The 14,525-nt window shown below is 69.8% G+C and carries 13 protein-coding genes; 6 read left to right on the plus strand and 7 right to left on the minus strand.

Translation table 11 applies throughout. From position 1 onward, the window contains the following. Positions 1-49: 49 nt before the first annotated feature. Positions 50-454, plus strand: a complete 405-nt coding sequence (locus IMZ11_RS01265; RefSeq protein ID WP_228636857.1) for a DUF6292 family protein — start codon at positions 50-52, stop codon at positions 452-454. A gap of 47 nt (positions 455-501) precedes the next feature. Here the strand turns inward: IMZ11_RS01265 and IMZ11_RS01270 are convergent, their stop codons facing one another. The 3 genes from IMZ11_RS01270 to IMZ11_RS01280 all read right to left on the minus strand — a co-directional run bounded on the left by IMZ11_RS01270 (position 502) and on the right by IMZ11_RS01280 (position 4,865). After that, positions 502-2,484 carry a VWA domain-containing protein gene (locus IMZ11_RS01270; RefSeq protein WP_228636859.1) on the minus strand — a complete coding sequence of 661 codons (1,983 nt, stop codon included), beginning with the start codon at positions 2,482-2,484 and terminating at the stop codon, positions 502-504. 9 nt (positions 2,485-2,493) lie between these two features. Next, positions 2,494-3,363, minus strand: coding sequence for a hypothetical protein (locus IMZ11_RS01275; protein ID WP_228636861.1), 870 nt, complete (start codon positions 3,361-3,363; stop codon positions 2,494-2,496). Between the two features lie 92 nt (positions 3,364-3,455). Further along, positions 3,456-4,865: a sigma 54-interacting transcriptional regulator gene (locus IMZ11_RS01280; protein ID WP_228636863.1), complete on the minus strand. Its 1,410-nt coding sequence runs from the start codon at positions 4,863-4,865 to the stop codon at positions 3,456-3,458. A gap of 174 nt (positions 4,866-5,039) precedes the next feature. Between IMZ11_RS01280 and IMZ11_RS01285 the strand changes: the two genes are divergently transcribed. Next, positions 5,040-6,209 (plus strand): FIST N-terminal domain-containing protein, encoded by a 1,170-nt coding sequence (locus IMZ11_RS01285; protein WP_228636865.1) that lies wholly within the window; start codon positions 5,040-5,042, stop codon positions 6,207-6,209. Between the two features lie 35 nt (positions 6,210-6,244). On the opposite strand, the gene IMZ11_RS01290 is transcribed toward IMZ11_RS01285, so the two are convergent. Further along, a complete protein-coding gene (locus tag IMZ11_RS01290) occupies positions 6,245-7,609 on the minus strand; it encodes an aminotransferase class V-fold PLP-dependent enzyme (protein ID WP_228636867.1) in 1,365 nt (454 codons plus the stop codon). Positions 7,610-7,936: 327 nt separating this feature from the next. Here IMZ11_RS01290 and IMZ11_RS01295 point away from each other — a divergent pair, with 327 nt between their 5' ends. The 3 genes from IMZ11_RS01295 (at position 7,937) to ilvA (ending at position 10,505) form a co-directional block, all read left to right on the plus strand. After that, on the plus strand, positions 7,937-8,509 hold the full coding sequence (locus IMZ11_RS01295) for an RNA polymerase sigma factor (RefSeq protein ID WP_228636869.1): 573 nt from the start codon (positions 7,937-7,939) through the stop codon (positions 8,507-8,509). Next, complete coding sequence (locus IMZ11_RS01300) at positions 8,506-9,189, plus strand: hypothetical protein (protein WP_228636871.1); 684 nt, start codon at positions 8,506-8,508, stop codon at positions 9,187-9,189. Before IMZ11_RS01295 ends, IMZ11_RS01300 begins: the two co-directional genes overlap by 4 nt. 101 nt (positions 9,190-9,290) lie before the next feature. Next, positions 9,291-10,505 carry a threonine ammonia-lyase gene (gene ilvA / locus IMZ11_RS01305; RefSeq protein ID WP_228636872.1) on the plus strand — a complete coding sequence of 405 codons (1,215 nt, stop codon included), beginning with the start codon at positions 9,291-9,293 and terminating at the stop codon, positions 10,503-10,505. Positions 10,506-10,595: 90 nt separating this feature from the next. Here the strand turns inward: ilvA and IMZ11_RS01310 are convergent, their stop codons facing one another. From IMZ11_RS01310 to hppD, 3 genes are read right to left on the minus strand one after another with little or no spacing between them, the layout of a single operon-like run. Continuing rightward, positions 10,596-12,062, minus strand: coding sequence for a M1 family metallopeptidase (locus tag IMZ11_RS01310; protein WP_228636874.1), 1,467 nt, complete (start codon positions 12,060-12,062; stop codon positions 10,596-10,598). Positions 12,063-12,120: 58 nt separating this feature from the next. Continuing rightward, on the minus strand, positions 12,121-12,630 hold the full coding sequence (locus IMZ11_RS01315) for an RDD family protein (protein WP_228636876.1): 510 nt from the start codon (positions 12,628-12,630) through the stop codon (positions 12,121-12,123). Positions 12,631-12,684: 54 nt separating this feature from the next. Further along, positions 12,685-13,776 carry a 4-hydroxyphenylpyruvate dioxygenase gene (gene hppD, locus IMZ11_RS01320; RefSeq protein WP_061258263.1) on the minus strand — a complete coding sequence of 364 codons (1,092 nt, stop codon included), beginning with the start codon at positions 13,774-13,776 and terminating at the stop codon, positions 12,685-12,687. Between the two features lie 96 nt (positions 13,777-13,872). Between hppD and IMZ11_RS01325 the strand changes: the two genes are divergently transcribed. Beyond that, positions 13,873-14,343: an Lrp/AsnC family transcriptional regulator gene (locus IMZ11_RS01325; protein ID WP_228636877.1), complete on the plus strand. Its 471-nt coding sequence runs from the start codon at positions 13,873-13,875 to the stop codon at positions 14,341-14,343. Positions 14,344-14,525: the final 182 nt, after the last annotated feature.

The raw sequence follows: 14,525 nt of genomic DNA on the forward strand, positions 1-14,525 counted from the left end.
CAATGAGGTCTGACTTGGTCCTGTCCACGGGCAGATCGGGAGGCCTGCCGTGACACAAACCCCGGAGCCGTACAGCCAGGAGTGGCTGAGGCTTCCCGTTTCCTATGTCCGTCAGGTCGCCGAGGCGCTGGGGGAGCGCGTCGCTCGCTGGTGGGACGACCCGTTCGATCCACGTGACGCGACGATCGAGCTCGCGGACGGCACCGCCCTCGTCTGGGACGAGGAGAGCGGCTGGCGGCACGGCCGGTTCGTCTCGGGCGAGCAGGGTGTGCGCACCGAGTTGGCCGACGTGCGCTATCTCGGCGGCGGTGTGCTGCCGGCGCCCACGCGCGTGGTGACCCTCCTCGACGACCCGGCGTACGGCGGTGCCTCGTGTCCGGAGTATCGCCGCCACACACACCTGGACGACGGATTCGACCAGGCGCTGGCGGGCTTCGTCCCGATCACCGCCTGACCCGACGGTCACCGCCTGACCCGACGGTCACCGCCTGAGGCGGCAGCTCACCGTCTGGTGCGGCGGCTGCGCAGGAAATCGCTGACGACGTACTCGCCGAGGCGCTCGGCGCTGGGGGAGAAGACCCTGCCCCCGTTGCGCCGGGCGACCTCGTCGACGAAGTCGCGCAGCCGTTCGTCGGCGGCCAGCATGAACACGTTGATGGTCGCTCGTCGCCGGGTCATCTTGTCGACCTCGGCGAGGGTGAGTGCGAGGGTCTCCGGCGACGGCGGCCAGTCGAAGCGTGGCACGCCGTTGCGCAGCAGGTGGGCCGTGGGCTCACCGTCGGTGACGACCAGGACCACCGGCTCGAAGTCCGGATGCCGGTCCAGGTGGCGGCCGGCGATCAACAGCGCGTGGTGCAGGTTGGTGCCCTGGACCATGTCCCACTCCAGACCGGCGAGCTCGTCGGCCCGGAGCACCCGCGCGTAGTTCGAGAATCCGATGATCTGCACGGCGTCCTGCGGGAACTTCGAGGTCACCAGCGCCTGGAGGGCGAGCGCCGTCTGCTTGGCCGCCGCCCAGGTGCCCCGCAGCGCCATGGAGTACGACAGGTCCACCAGGAGGCAGACCGCCGCGGCGGACCGCCGTTCGGTCTCCACGATCTCGAAGTCGTCGACCGAGAGGGTGACCGGGGCGCCGCCGCCACGCCGTACGCCGTTGACGATGGTGCGGACGACGTCGATGGGCTGCTCGTCGCCGAACCGCCAGGGCCGGGTGGACCCGGTCAGCTCGCCCGCGGCTCCGGCGTCCCGCTGGTCGTGGTCGCCGCGGCGGCTGGATTCGAGTGAGGAGAACGCCCGGCGGAGCGCGGTCTCGCCGAGCCGGCGCACGGCCTTCGGGGTGAGTTCGAGCTTGCCGCGGTGGCGACGGAGGTAGCCCTGGGCCTCCAGTTCGCGTTCGATCCGGCGGAGGGCCTCCAGGTCGTCCACGGCCGATCGGCCGAGCGCCCGGCGGATCGCCGCCTCGTCGATGTCGTCGAGCCGGGCTCCGGGGTAGTCCTGCCGGAGGGCGGATTCGAGCTCGCCAAGGTCCGCCAGCTCCTGCAGGGCGGTCACGGCGTCGCCCATGCCCATGGGGTCCTCGCCGGACAGTCGCTCGGGGGTCTCCCAGGCGAGATCGGGTCGCCGGGCGTACAGGCTCTCGCCGAGGCGGCGCATCTGCTCGGCCAGCCCGGCCTGTTCCAGCGTCTGCTCGATCAGCCCGGCCAGCTCGGCCCGCTGCTCCGGGGTCAGTGACGCCAGTAGCCGCTGCGCCGCCGCGGCCCGGCGGGCGAGCTGGTCGACGAGTTCCTCGAGATTCTGCGGATTCTCCGGGAACATGTCCCCGTATTTCCGCATAAATTCGGCGAAATCATCCGGGGTGTGTTCGCCGCGGGCGTCCCGATCGAGCATCTCGTTGAGATCCGTCATCATCTGGCGGATCCGCTCCATGGCGGCGGGGTCGGGGCTCGCGAGCGCGTCCCGCATGCCGCGGAACTGGCTGTCCAGGACCTCCCTGCGCAGCAGGTCGCGCAGTTCCTCGAACGTCCGGCGGGCGGCCGGCGACCGCCAGTCGTAGGAGCTCAGCTCCTGGATCGCCCGGGAGGTGTCGGAGGGAAGCGCGTCGAGCATCGCCTCCCGGAACCTCGCGTCGTCCGACGGATCGGGAGTGAGGCTCCCCGCGGGAGGATCTCCGGTCTCCCGCCGAAGCTCGGCCCGCTCCTGCCCGATCGCCTTGTCCAGCAGGGCGCGGGCCTGTTCCAGGGTCCCGTCGAGCCGGGTGTTCGACCGCAGCTCCCGGCGGCGCTGCCGTACCTGACGGAGCAGGTCGTCCAGCCCCCGGTGGTCGGGGGCTCCGGGGAGACCGCGTCTCAGCAGGTCGCGCAGCGCGTCCAGTGGTGTCGACCCGGACAGGATGGCGTCGCCCATGCCGTCCAGAGCCTCGCGCACGTCGTACGGCGGGGCCAGTGGATCAGGCCCGTCGTGATACTCCCCGTACAGGTAAGCCACGGGACCACGCTACCCGCATATATCGCCCTGACAGGGATAGACTTCGTGGATCTCCATGACCTCACCGCTCGCCGCGAGGTAGTCCACCTTCACCTGCATCTCCTTGAGCGCGTCGAGCGCCCCGGCGAGGTCGGTGGACGAGCACTGCCGCATCCCGATGCCGTCACGGTCGGTGCTGGTGGGCTGGACCGAGTTGTCTCCGCAGGAGCGTCCGACCCTGAAGAAGATCATCGTTCCGGTGTACGGCAGGGTGATCGGCGCGCCCGACTTCTTCGTGAAGGAGTACCCCATGCTGGGGACCCGCTTCACCGCGTACGGCGTGAACTGTACGGCGCCCTTGCCCGCGGGCGCGATCGTGCCGAACGCCGTCCGGGGGTCGTCCGGCGGATAGAGGAACTCCTGGGCCTGTACGGCGGCGCCCGAGGCCGGGTCGTACGTCACCCTGACGGGGACCGGGCCGAGGCTGAGCGTGAAGTCGAGGTCGTTCGCGGTGCAGCGGGTCGCGCCGAGCGCCTTGGCGTCGATCGCGATCTTCCCCTCGGTCTCCTTGAGGTCGCACGCGACGGTGATCCTGCGATAGTCCAGCGACGGGGCGAAGGTCACCCGGACGTCCTCGGCCGACCGGATCGCCTCGACGCGGTAGCGATTCTTGTCGCGGGTCGCCCTCCTGGGGCTGATGATCATCGTGCCGGGGCCGTCGGCGCGGGCGAAGCCGTACACCGTGCTCGCCGGCCGGGACGGCACGGCCGCCGGCGTCGTGGTCGTCATCGAGGACGCGGCGGCCGGGGACGAGGCGCCTTCGGCCTCCTGGCCGCATCCGCCGAGTGCCGCCACGGCCAGGGCCGCGAGGGCGAGCGAGGCGGGACCGCGCGTGATCATGATGGGTTCCCCCCGTGCTGGTAGCCGTTCGATGCACCCGTTCAGATGGGCCCACCGGACGAAAGGTTGCGCGGGGGAAGGTCACGATCCGGTCATGTCCTGTAGACGGCGCCTCCGGCGAGCTCGTCCTTGGAGAGGCGGCGCATGAGATAGAGCCCTTCGAGCGCGAACTCCAGCGCGGCCGCGGCGTGGCCGGGCGACTCGTCGCCCTCGCCCATGCCGAGCGTCGACATGATCTTGGCCAGGCCGTCCACCCGGCCGATGCGGCGCAGCAACTCGGTGGCGGGCACCAGCTCGCCCGACTCCACCTGGGCACCCTCGGAGAACCGGCCGAGCAGCCCGGTCAGGTCGGCGCCGCCCAGCGAGCCGCGGAACGTCTCGGCGGTCGCCCGGCGCAGGAGATGGGCGAGGACCTCGACCTCGCGTCCCTCCTCGCTCACCTCGAACTCGACCTTGCCGCGCAGCGTGTGCACGATCCCCGGGAGGTCGCACACCCGGACCACCGCGCGCTCCTCGCCCGCCAGCGCGGCCCGCCGTACGGCCGAGGCGGCGGCGGTCTCGGCGGCGGCGATCGAGAACCGCGCGGAGACGCCGGAGCGGCCGTCCACCGCCGTGGACTCGCGGACCAGCCGGGTGAACCTGGCGATGACCTCGACGAGGTGGTCGGGGAGGTCGGCGTTCAGCTCGTGCAGCGCGGCCTCCTGCCGGATCAGGACCAGCTCGTCGGCGATGCTGCGGGGATAGTGCGTACGGATCTCCGCGCCGAAGCGGTCCTTCAGCGGCGTGATGATGCGGCCGCGGTTGGTGTAATCCTCGGGGTTGGCGCTGGCGATCAGCAGGATGTCGAGCGGAAGACGCAGGTTGTAGCCCCGGACCTGGATGTCGCGCTCCTCCAGCACGTTGAGCAGCGAGACCTGGATGCGCTCGGCGAGGTCGGGCAGTTCGTTGACCGAGAAGACGCCCCGGTTGGTCCGTGGCACGAGGCCGTAGTGAACGGTCTCGGGGTCACCGAGCGTGCGGCCCTCGGCGATCTTGATCGGGTCCACGTCGCCGATGAGGTCGCCCACCGAGGTGTCCGGCGTGGCGAGCTTCTCGCCGTAGCGGTCGTCGCGGTGCCGCCAGGTCACGGGCAGGTCGTCGCCGTGCACGGCGGCCAGCCGCCGGCACCGTACGCAGACGGGGGCGTAGGGATGGTCGTTGATCTCGCAGCCCTTGACCACCGGCGTCCACTCGTCGAGCAGCCCGGCGACGGTGCGGATCAGCCGGGTCTTGCCCTGGCCGCGCTCGCCGAGGAGGACCAGGTCGTGGCCCGCGATGAGGGCGCGTTCCAGGTGCGGCAGCACGGATTCGTCGAAACCGACGATGCCGGGAAACCGGGGCTCTCCCGAACGCAGCCGGGCGAGGAGGTTCTCGCGGATCTCGGCCTTCACGGTCCGATGGACGTGTCCACTCTCGCGCAGCTCGCGCAGAGTGCTGGGAGCGGGTGCGGGCGATTTGTGCACGGAGACGAGACTACGTCGCCATCGGAAGATCCGGCACCTCGGTACGCATGGGGATCTTGACCATTGTGTGACGCCCGTTGTGCGTCGATCCCCCCTTAGTGGGGAGAATCGGGGCAAGAGGGCAATTAGCGACTCAGTAGTGACCCAGCAGTGTCGACAGGAGGAGGCGAGACGATGGCGGTTTTGACAAGCCGGTTCGCCGATGGTCTCGCCGTGGGCACCGATCTCGTGGAGACGGCCGAGGCCGCGATCCGGCAGGCCCTGGCCGGGCTTTCCGGACGCCCCGACCTCGTCTGCTTCTTCATCTGCGGAGACGATGCCGACGACGTCACGCGGGCCGGGCAGCGCGCCATGTCCCTGGTTTCCGGCGCACACGTGATCGGATGCAGCGCCACCGGGGTGATCGGGGACGCGCAGGGTGTGGAACTCAGACCCTCGGTCAGCGCGTGGGCCGCGTCCCTGGGCGACGCCGAGGTGACGACCTTCGCGCTGGAGACGCTCCGCACCGAGGACCGCTTCGTGGTCATCGGCCTGCCGGAACGGGGCCCGGAGGACAGGGTCGCCGTCCTGCTCGCCGATCCCTACACGTTCCCGACGGACGCGTTCGTCGAGCATTCGGGGGAGGTGCTCGGCAATCTGCCGATCATCGGCGGCCTGGCCAACGCGCTCGCGGGCCGCGACTCGGTACGGCTCTTCGCGGACGGCGAGACGTACACGGAAGGCGCGATCGGCGTCATCCTCGGCGGCTCGCTGAACGTGAGCACCGTGGTCAGCCAGGGCTGCCGCCCGATCGGACCGACGATGGTGGTCACCCGGTCAGAGGACAACCTGCTGCTCGAACTGGCCGGCCAGCCCGCGCTCGCCCGTCTCGAGGACATCGTGAGCGGGCTCGGCGAGGCGGACAGGGAGCTCGTCGCGTCCGGGCTGCAGATCGGCCTCGCCATGGACGAGTACGCGGAGCGTCACGAACGCGGAGACTTCCTCATCAGGGGTGTGCTCGGCATCGACCCCGAACGGGAGGCCGTCGCCATCGGAGACGTGGTGGAGATCGGCAGGACCGTCCGCTTCCAGGTGCGGGACGCCGAGACCGCGGACGAGGACCTGTACGAGCTGCTCGACGACTACGTCAACCAGGGCGGCCGGGTGGACGGCGCGCTGCTGTTCTCCTGCAACGGGCGTGGCTCCGCCATGTTCGGCTCGGCCGACCATGACGCCCTCGCCGTACGCGACACGCTCGGACCCATCGGCGTGGCGGGATTCTTCGCCGCAGGAGAGCTCGGACCGGTCGCCGGGCAGAACCACGTGCACGGGTTCACCGCGTCGATCCTGGTCTTCTCCTCCTAGCGCCGCTCCCGGCGCGGAGGCCGCTCGTTCCGAGGTCACGGGCGGGCGAGCTGCTCCAGCCGCTGGTGCAGGTGATCCACATAGTCCTCGGACTCGGGCTTCATCAGGACGCTGCGCAGGATCCGGGCCCCGTCCGCGTCCTGGATGATCTTCGGGTGCCGGGCGTCCATGGCGGCCGCACCGACCCGAAGCGTGCTCAGGAAGACCGGGTCCTCGGCGTCCGTCATCCCCGCCTGGAGGATCCTGGCGCTGGCCTCGTCGATCCGGCTCAGTGTGGCCGGCTCGGACACCGGGAAATAGCTGACGATGTCGAGCTCGGGCCGCTGGTACAGATCCAGGTGCTCGGACTCCTCGATCAGCTCGGCCCAGCGCACCGCCGCGCGCCGCCCGGCGGCCAGGACCTGCCCCAGGCCGTCCCGCGTCGATGGAAGAAGCTGGAAGGTGAGCCACAGGGCCGCCGCGGCGGCGCCGGCCCGGGAGCACTCCAGGCTGATCTCCCCGAGGTGCAGCTCCTCAGAGGTGAAGTAGGTGTACGGGGAGTCGTGGAGATAGAAGCGGCCCACGGCCGGGTCGCGGAACAACACCGCGCCGCAGCCGTACGGCTGGAGCCCGTGCTTGTGCGGGTCCACCACCACGGAGTCACACCGCGCGATCGCCCGCCAGGGCGCCTCGGGCAGTCCTTCCGGCCCGTCGGACCCGGCCAGCAGCGTGAAGAACCCTCCGTAGGCGGCGTCCACGTGGATCCGTACGTCATAGCGCTCGCGCAGGGCCAACGCCTCGTGGACGGGGTCGACCACGCCCAGGGCGGTGGTGCCCGCGGTGAGGACGACGGTGCCGACGCGTCCTGTGCGCAGCAGCTCCTCCAGCGCGTCGAGGTCCATGGCGCCGCGGCCGTCCACCGGCACAGGATGTCCCTCGATCCCGAGGACGCCGCACATCCGGCTGTGCGTGTAATGAGCCTCGGCGCTGTAGGCGACACCCCGGCCAGGGTGGAGTTCCCTGGCGACGAAGAGGGCCTCCAGATTGGCGATGGTGCCGCTCGTGGTGAGGTGCCCGAGATGGGGCTCGAAACCGAACATCGTCGCCAGCTGCGCGACCACCTCGCGCTCCATCGCGGCGGTGGCCGGGCCGCCGTCCAGCGCGTGGTTGTTGGGGTTGATCAGCATGGCTGTCAGGTAACCCACGACGGCCGCCGGGTGCGGCGGCTTGAGCATCTGCCCGGCATATCGCGGATGGAAGAACGGGTAGTTGTCCCGCAGCCGCTCAGTGAGCAGGCCGAACGCCGTACCGAAGCGCTCGTCGTCGATCCGCAGCGACGGATGCTGGGTGAACTGCCCGAACGTACGTGACCAGGTCTCGTTGGCGGTCACGGCCTCGTCGAGCCAGTGTCGCAGGTCCATGGGATGAGCTCCTGAGGGTCGGATCGGAGGGGCCGCTCGGGCCGGGCCCTCGCCGCACAGGCCGGACAATTCATTTGACGCCAAACAAAATACGCGCGCTCGGTCGGAACGCGCCAGAACCGGAAGGCGCCGGATCAGCCGGCGGCCCCGGTCGCCGCGAACTCCGCCGTCTCGGGGATCACGTTGGCGACCACGCCGGCGGCGGGAGCCTGACCCCGGAGAGGGCGGCCGCCGAGAACTGAGAGCGCTATGGGGGTGCGTGTAACGCTCGATCCCGGTCCGTCCAAGCAAGGGTGTATTCGGACGGACGACCAAGGAGCGACACTGGTGCGCCTGAGACAGACGGGATTGGCGGACATCGCCGATGATCCCGTGGCATTCGAAGCCTTCTATCGGCGCCATTTCGAGGCCGTGACCCGGTTCCTGGCACGGCGGGTGGGGGACCCGCACGCCGTGGCCGACCTGACGGCCGACGTGTTCCTCGCGGTGCTCGACTCGGCGCACACCTACCGGCCCGGCAAGGGCAGCGAGATCGCCTGGTTGTACGGCGTGGCGCGCAACACGATGCTGGCCGAGCGCCGCCGCTCGGCCAGGGAGTCACGCGCGAACAGCCGGATAGCGGGGCGGCGGCTGCTCGAAAGTGACGACGTGTCCCGGCTGGAAGACCGGATCGATGCCGAGTCTCCGGCCAGGCGGGCCATGGAGGCGATGGCCGGACTTCCCGAGAACGACCGGGCTCTTCTGGAGCTGGTGGCCGTCGACGGCCTCAGCCCGGCGGAGGCCGCCGCCGCGCTCGGCATCCGGCAGGGAACCGCCCGAGTCAGGCTCCACCGCGCGCGCCGCGCGCTCCGGCAGATCCCCGGCGTCGTGCCGCCCCTCGTGATGGAAGGACACCGATGAACGACACTTTCGAAGACCGCCTGCTCGCGGCGCTCAAGGCCGAGATGGCCGCCCGGCCGGAGGCGAGGCCCGTCGCGGCGGCGCGCCGGATGACCGGTCGCAGAGTCCTGACGGGGGCCGCCGTCCTCGGCGTCGCCGCCACCGCGGCCGTCGCCGTGCCGATGGTGATCGGCGCGCAGACCCCCGCGTACGCGCTGACGAAGAACGCCGACGGCTCGATCAACCTCAAGATCAACGACTTCCGGGATCCGGATCAGGTCGAGAAGGACCTGGCCGACATGGGGGTGCGCGCCGACATCACGTACCTGCCCCTGGGCAAGCGGTGCGCCGACGGCCGGGCGCCCTTCGTGGACGGCGACCGCACCGCCACGACCGCCGAGGAACTCCGGAGCAAGGAACCGGCCGTTCAGGAGGAACTGCGGAAGAGGGTGGAGAAGACGGCGTCCTCCAAGGCCATCCGGCCCAAGAACGGGATCACGATCTATCCCAAGCACATCAGGCCCGGCCAGATCGTGATGATCGAGGTCGCGGAGAATCCCGTCGAGCCGACGGTGGACAAACCGGGGGTCGCCTGGCAGTTCAGCGGCAGGCTGACGGAGGGGCCGGTCGAGCCCTGCCAGGTCGTCGACCAGCCCGGTGCGTTCGAGATCGGCGACGCCACGCCGCCGCCCGGCAGCTGACGCACGCCAGCGTCCTGACTCCATTGCGAGCCGTGGGCGCGGGTGCGGTTCGCGGCGGGCATTGGGGAACGTGGACGCCCGCGAGTGGGAGACTTTCGGGCATGGGTGCTCCACAGGTGACGTACGACGATGTCGTCGCCGCACGTGAACTTCTCGCCGGTGTGATCGTGCAGACTCCGGTCGTGCACTCCAGAGTGCTGTCCGAAATGCTCGGCGGCCCGGTCCATCTCAAGTGCGAGAACCTCCAGCGCGCCGGATCCTTCAAGGTGCGCGGGGCGTACGTCCGGATCGCGCGGCTCACCGACGAGGAGCGGGCCCGTGGTGTGGTCGCCGCCAGCGCGGGCAACCACGCCCAGGGGGTGGCGTTCGCCTCGGGGCTGCTCGGGGCGAAGTCGAGGGTCTACATGCCAGAGGGCGCCCCGCTGCCCAAGGTCGAGGCCACCCGCGCGTACGGCGCGGACGTCGTCTTCGCGGGGCACACGGTCGATGTGGCGCTGCAGGCGGCCAAGGACGACGCGGAGCGGTCGGGGGCGGTGTTCATCCACCCTTTCGATCACCCTGACGTGGTCGCCGGGCAGGGGACGATCGGGTTGGAGATCCTGGAGCAGTTCCCCGAAACCGGCACGATCGTCCTCCCCATCGGGGGTGGCGGGCTCGCGGCGGGCGTCGCCCTCGCGGTGAAGTCGCTCCGCCCCGGCATCAGGATCGTCGGCGTCCAGGCCGAACGCGCGGCGGCCTATCCGGTGTCACTCGCCGCCGGCCATCCGGTCATGGTGGAACCCACCTCCACGATGGCCGACGGCATCGCGGTCGGACGCCCAGGTGAGCTGCCGTTCGAGCTGATCCACTACCTGGTGGACAGCGTCGTCACGGTGTCGGAGGAGACGCTGTCCCGGGCGCTGCTGCTCTGCCTCGAACGCTCGAAGCTGGTCGTGGAGCCCGCTGGTGTGGCCGGGGTGGCCGCCCTGCTCGACCACCCGCACGCGTTCGAGCCGCCGGTGGTGGCGGTGCTCTCGGGCGGCAACATCGATCCGCTGCTGCTCTCCAAGGTGCTGCGGCACGGTCTCGCGGCGGCGGGGCGCTATCTCGCCTTCCGCATCCGGCTGACCGACCGGCCCGGCGCCCTGGCGGCGCTGCTCGCCAGGCTCGCGGACCTCGGCGCGAACGTGCTCGACGTGGTGCACGAGCGGGTCGCGCCGAGGCTCCATCTCGACGAGGCCGAGGTCCTGCTGCAACTGGAGACCCGTGGGCCCGCGCACTGCGACGAGGTCCTCGGCGCCCTGCGCCGCGACGGCTACAAGCTCAGCTTCGGCTAGCCTCGCCGCTCGGCGCTCGGCCGGCCCCGCCGCTCGCCGCTCGCCGCTCGGCGAGGCCGAGGCCGAGGCGGACGCGGCCGAGTGCTCAGGTCAGCCGAGCGCGGGGCGGGTGGGCTGGAAGAGCCAGGCGTCGAAGAGCGGGCCCAGCTTCTTGCCGGACGTCTTCTCCGCCATGGCGATGAACTCGTCCGTCGTGACATTTCCGTACTTGTAGGTCGCCGCCCACTTCTTGATCAGGGTGAAGAACGCGTCGTCGCCGATCTCTTTGCGCAGGGCGTGCAGCGTCATGGCGCCGCGCGTGTAGACGGAGTCGTTGAACAGGTCGTCGCGCTGGGCCTTGCCGGGCGGGTAGCTCCACATCGCGTTGGCCGTGTCGGCGTACGACTTCTGGAACATCTGGTCGGCGGTCGAGCCGCCCGAGTGCTCGGACCACAGCCACTCGGCGTACGACGCGAAGCCCTCGTTCAGCCACAGGTCCTGCCAGCGCTTGATGCTGAGGCTGTCGCCGAACCACTGGTGTGCCAGCTCGTGGGCGATGATGCCCGAATCGGGCGCGAAGCCGCCGTAGATGGGCTTGGTCTGGTTCTCCAGGGCGTATCCCGCCTCGTAGGCGTCCACCACGCCGCCGGTCGAGGAGAACGGGTACGGCCCGAACACCGTCGTCCAGTAATCGGTGATCTGGGCGGTCTTGGTGTAGAGGAGGTCGAGCGTGTTGCGGTACTTCGGGTCCGTCGCGGCGTAGACGGGGATGCCGCCCGGCGAGGTTCCGGTGCGGACGTCGAACTTCCCGGTCGTCATGGTCGCGAGATAGCTCGCCATGGGGTGCTTCTCACGCCACACGAACGTCGTCTTGCCGCCGCTGGTCGTCGGCTCGCCGACCTGCTCGCCGTTGGCGATCGCCGTCAGGCCCGCGGGGACGGTGATCTCGAAGTCGTACGTGGCCTTGTCGGAGGGGTGGTCGTTGGACGGGAACCATGTCTTGGCCCCGTCGGGCTCCGCGGTGACGAACGCCCCGTCGGGCGTCGGGATGAACCCGTAACTGCCCAGGTTGGAGGAGTTGCGTACCGGATCCGGCACGCCGGAGTAGTCGACGGTGACGGTGAAGGGCGCGTCCTTCGCGATCATCTTGGGCGCCGTGACGACCAGCTCGTCGCCATCCCGGGTGAACGTCGCGTCGGAGTTCCCCACGGTCACCCGGCTCACCGTGAACCCGTGCAGGTCCAGATCGAACCGTGACAGGTCCTGTACGGCTTTCGCCTGGATGGAGGTGCTGCCGGCGAGCATCTTGGACGCGGGATCGTAGGACAGCTTCAGCGTGTAGTGCCCAACGTCGTATCCGCCGTTGCCGTCCAAGGGGAACGTCGGATCGCCGATCCCGGGGGCACCGACCGTATCGGAACGGTCCACGCCGGAGCCGGGCGAGGCGGCGGCGTGCCCCGGTGCGGACGTGCTCCCCCCGCCAGGGCCGGTGACCGCGCCCTCGGAGGGCGCGCAGCCGATCACGGAGATCAGGGCGAGCGCGGCGAACGTGGTGGTCAGTCGGCGTGCGGCCATCATCAAGCCAGACTATGCGAGGTGGTCGGCGCCACTCTCCACGTGTCCCCACGCATCCGGCTCAGGCGTCGACGACGAGCGTCCCCGCGGCCTTATCGTGCAGCGCCTGCTTCCTCCCGTCGAACACGATCCATCCGAGGTCCAGGATCCAAAGGCAGCACAGCCAGGCCAGCACGACTTCCGTGAGCTGCCGGACGGCGGCCTGTCCCACCCCGATGCGCTGCCCGTTCTCGCGGACCACCCGCATCCCGAAAATCTTCTTTCCGGGGGTCTGGCCGTTCCAGAACGCATGGAACAGCCAGTAATAGAGGAAGCCGACGATGCTCGCGAGATAGGTGTGCGTGACGTCCACGAGGGTCACCGTCCCGGTCGTCGGCTCCTTGACGATCCGCCACGACGTCCAGACGAGCGGCGACGAGATGATGGCCACGATGACGATGTCGAAGATGCCGGCGAACAGGCGGCGCCAGCGGCCGGCGAGCGAGGGAGCCGCCGGCCCAAGGGGCGGCGGCTCCCACGGCGTCCGCGGGCCTGGTCGCGGTTCGCCTTCAGGCGGAAACGGTGGCTCCATGACCTTTTGGTCACCGGGCACCGGCCACCCGAAAGCCGCCGCCGCGCAAAATCGCTAAAGGTTTCCGCGTAGCTCCTGCTCGCGCTCGATCGCCTCGAACAGGGCCTTGAAGTTGCCCTTGCCGAAACCGAGGGATCCGTGCCGCTCGATCAGCTCGAAGAACACCGTGGGGCGGTCCTGGACCGGCTTGGTGAAGATCTGCAGCAGGTAGCCGTCCTCGTCCCGGTCGACCAGGATCCGCCGCTTCTTCAGCTCCTCGACCGGCACCCGGACCTTGCCGATCCGCTCACGCAGCTCGGGGTCGTCGTAGTACGAGTCGGGCGTCTCCAGGAACTGCAGCCCGGCCTCCCGCATGCGGTCGACGGCCGAGAGGATGTCGTTCGTCGCGAGCGCGATGTGCTGGACGCCCGGCCCGCCGTAGAACTCGAGGAACTCGTCGATCTGCGACTTGCGCTTCCCGGGCGCCGGCTCGTTCAGCGGGAACTTGACCTTGCGGCTGCCGTTGGCGACCACCTTCGACATCAGCGCGGAGTACTCGGTCGCGATGTCGTCGCCGATGAACTCGGCCATGCGGGTGAATCCCATGACCCGCTCGTAGAACTCGACCCACTCCTCCATGCGCTCGACGTTGCCGACGCAGTGGTCGATCGCCTGGAACATCCGGTCCCCGGGCTCGACGATCGGCTCGGCCGCGACATATCCAGGCAGGTAGGGCCCCGAATAGTTGGACCTGTCCACGAGCGTGTGCCGGGTCTCCCCGTAGGTCGCGATCACCGCGAGCATCACCTTGCCGTGCTCGTCCTCGATCCCGTACGGCTCGGTGATGCCGGTGGCGCCACGCTCCAGCGCGGTCCGGTAGGCGCTCTCCACGTCCGGTACGTCGAGCGCCAGGTCGATCACGCCGTCACCGTGTTCGGCGACGTGCCGGGCCACCGGAGTGCCGGGCCGTACGGCGCCGCGGAGTTCGAACCGGGCACCTCCGGACGTCAGCACGTAGGCGACCTCGTCGCGGCTGCCGTTCTCCGGGCCCCGGTACGCGACCAGGCGCATCCCGAAGGCGGTCGAGTAGTAGTGGGCCGCCTGCTTGGCGTTTCCCACGGCGAAGACAACCGCGTCCATGCCATGCACAGGGAACATATCGCTCATGCCGTCACTGTCGGACTATCTAGCCAAGGTGTGCAACACATGGAAAAATCAGTAGACAATCTGCCCAGTTATCGACCCTGAACCTGGGAGAACGTTGTGACCATTGATCAGCTGGATGTACGGCTCATCTCGATGCTGGCCGCCGAGCCCCGCATCGGCGTGCTGGAGTGCTCGCGGCGTCTCAACGTGGCGCGCGGCACCGTCCAGGCCAGGCTCGACCGCATGGTGGAGCGCGGGGTGATCACGGGGTACGGCCCCGACATCGATCCGACCGCGATCGGATACGGCGTGACGGCCTTCGTGACCCTGCAGATCAGGCAGGTCGGCGGGCACAGCCCGGTCGTCGATCGGCTCGCGCTCGTGCCCGAGGTGCTGGAGGTCCACACCATCACCGGCGGCGGTGACATGCTGTGCCGGGTGGTCGCCCGTAGCAACGCCGACCTCCAGCGTGTCATCGACCTCATCGTCGACGTCGACGGCGTCGTGCGCACCTCGTCGGTGATCGCCTTGGACACGCCCGTGCGGTACCGGACCCTGCCGCTCGTCGCGGCGGCGAACCGGAACTGATACCGGGACCGCCCAGGGGCCGCACCGGGACCGGATCGGGAACCGCGACCGAAACGGGATCCGGAGCCACGGCCGGGGGCGTGAACAAGGCGCTGAAACCGGAACAGGGGCCGGAACTCAGAAAGAAGCGGCCCGCAGCACGCCAAGCATCGTTATCCCTCGTTTACCTTTGAATGGTTCGC

Source organism: Microtetraspora sp. AC03309, assembly GCF_020826795.1.
Lineage (GTDB): Bacteria > Actinomycetota > Actinomycetes > Streptosporangiales > Streptosporangiaceae > Microtetraspora > Microtetraspora glauca.

What these genes read in the sequence shown, in the direction of transcription:
- IMZ11_RS01290 (WP_228636867.1), bottom strand. Translation starts at nt 7,609, where the DNA reads ATGGACCTGCGACACTGGCTCGACGAGGCCGTGACCGCCAACGAGACC.
- IMZ11_RS01285 (WP_228636865.1), top strand. Translation starts at nt 5,040, where the DNA reads ATGGCGGTTTTGACAAGCCGGTTCGCCGATGGTCTCGCCGTGGGCACC.
- hppD (WP_061258263.1), bottom strand. Translation starts at nt 13,776, where the DNA reads ATGAGCGATATGTTCCCTGTGCATGGCATGGACGCGGTTGTCTTCGCC.
- IMZ11_RS01315 (WP_228636876.1), bottom strand. Translation starts at nt 12,630, where the DNA reads ATGGAGCCACCGTTTCCGCCTGAAGGCGAACCGCGACCAGGCCCGCGG.
- IMZ11_RS01310 (WP_228636874.1), bottom strand. Translation starts at nt 12,062, where the DNA reads ATGATGGCCGCACGCCGACTGACCACCACGTTCGCCGCGCTCGCCCTG.
- ilvA (WP_228636872.1), top strand. Translation starts at nt 9,291, where the DNA reads ATGGGTGCTCCACAGGTGACGTACGACGATGTCGTCGCCGCACGTGAA.
- IMZ11_RS01275 (WP_228636861.1), bottom strand. Translation starts at nt 3,363, where the DNA reads ATGATCACGCGCGGTCCCGCCTCGCTCGCCCTCGCGGCCCTGGCCGTG.
- IMZ11_RS01300 (WP_228636871.1), top strand. Translation starts at nt 8,506, where the DNA reads ATGAACGACACTTTCGAAGACCGCCTGCTCGCGGCGCTCAAGGCCGAG.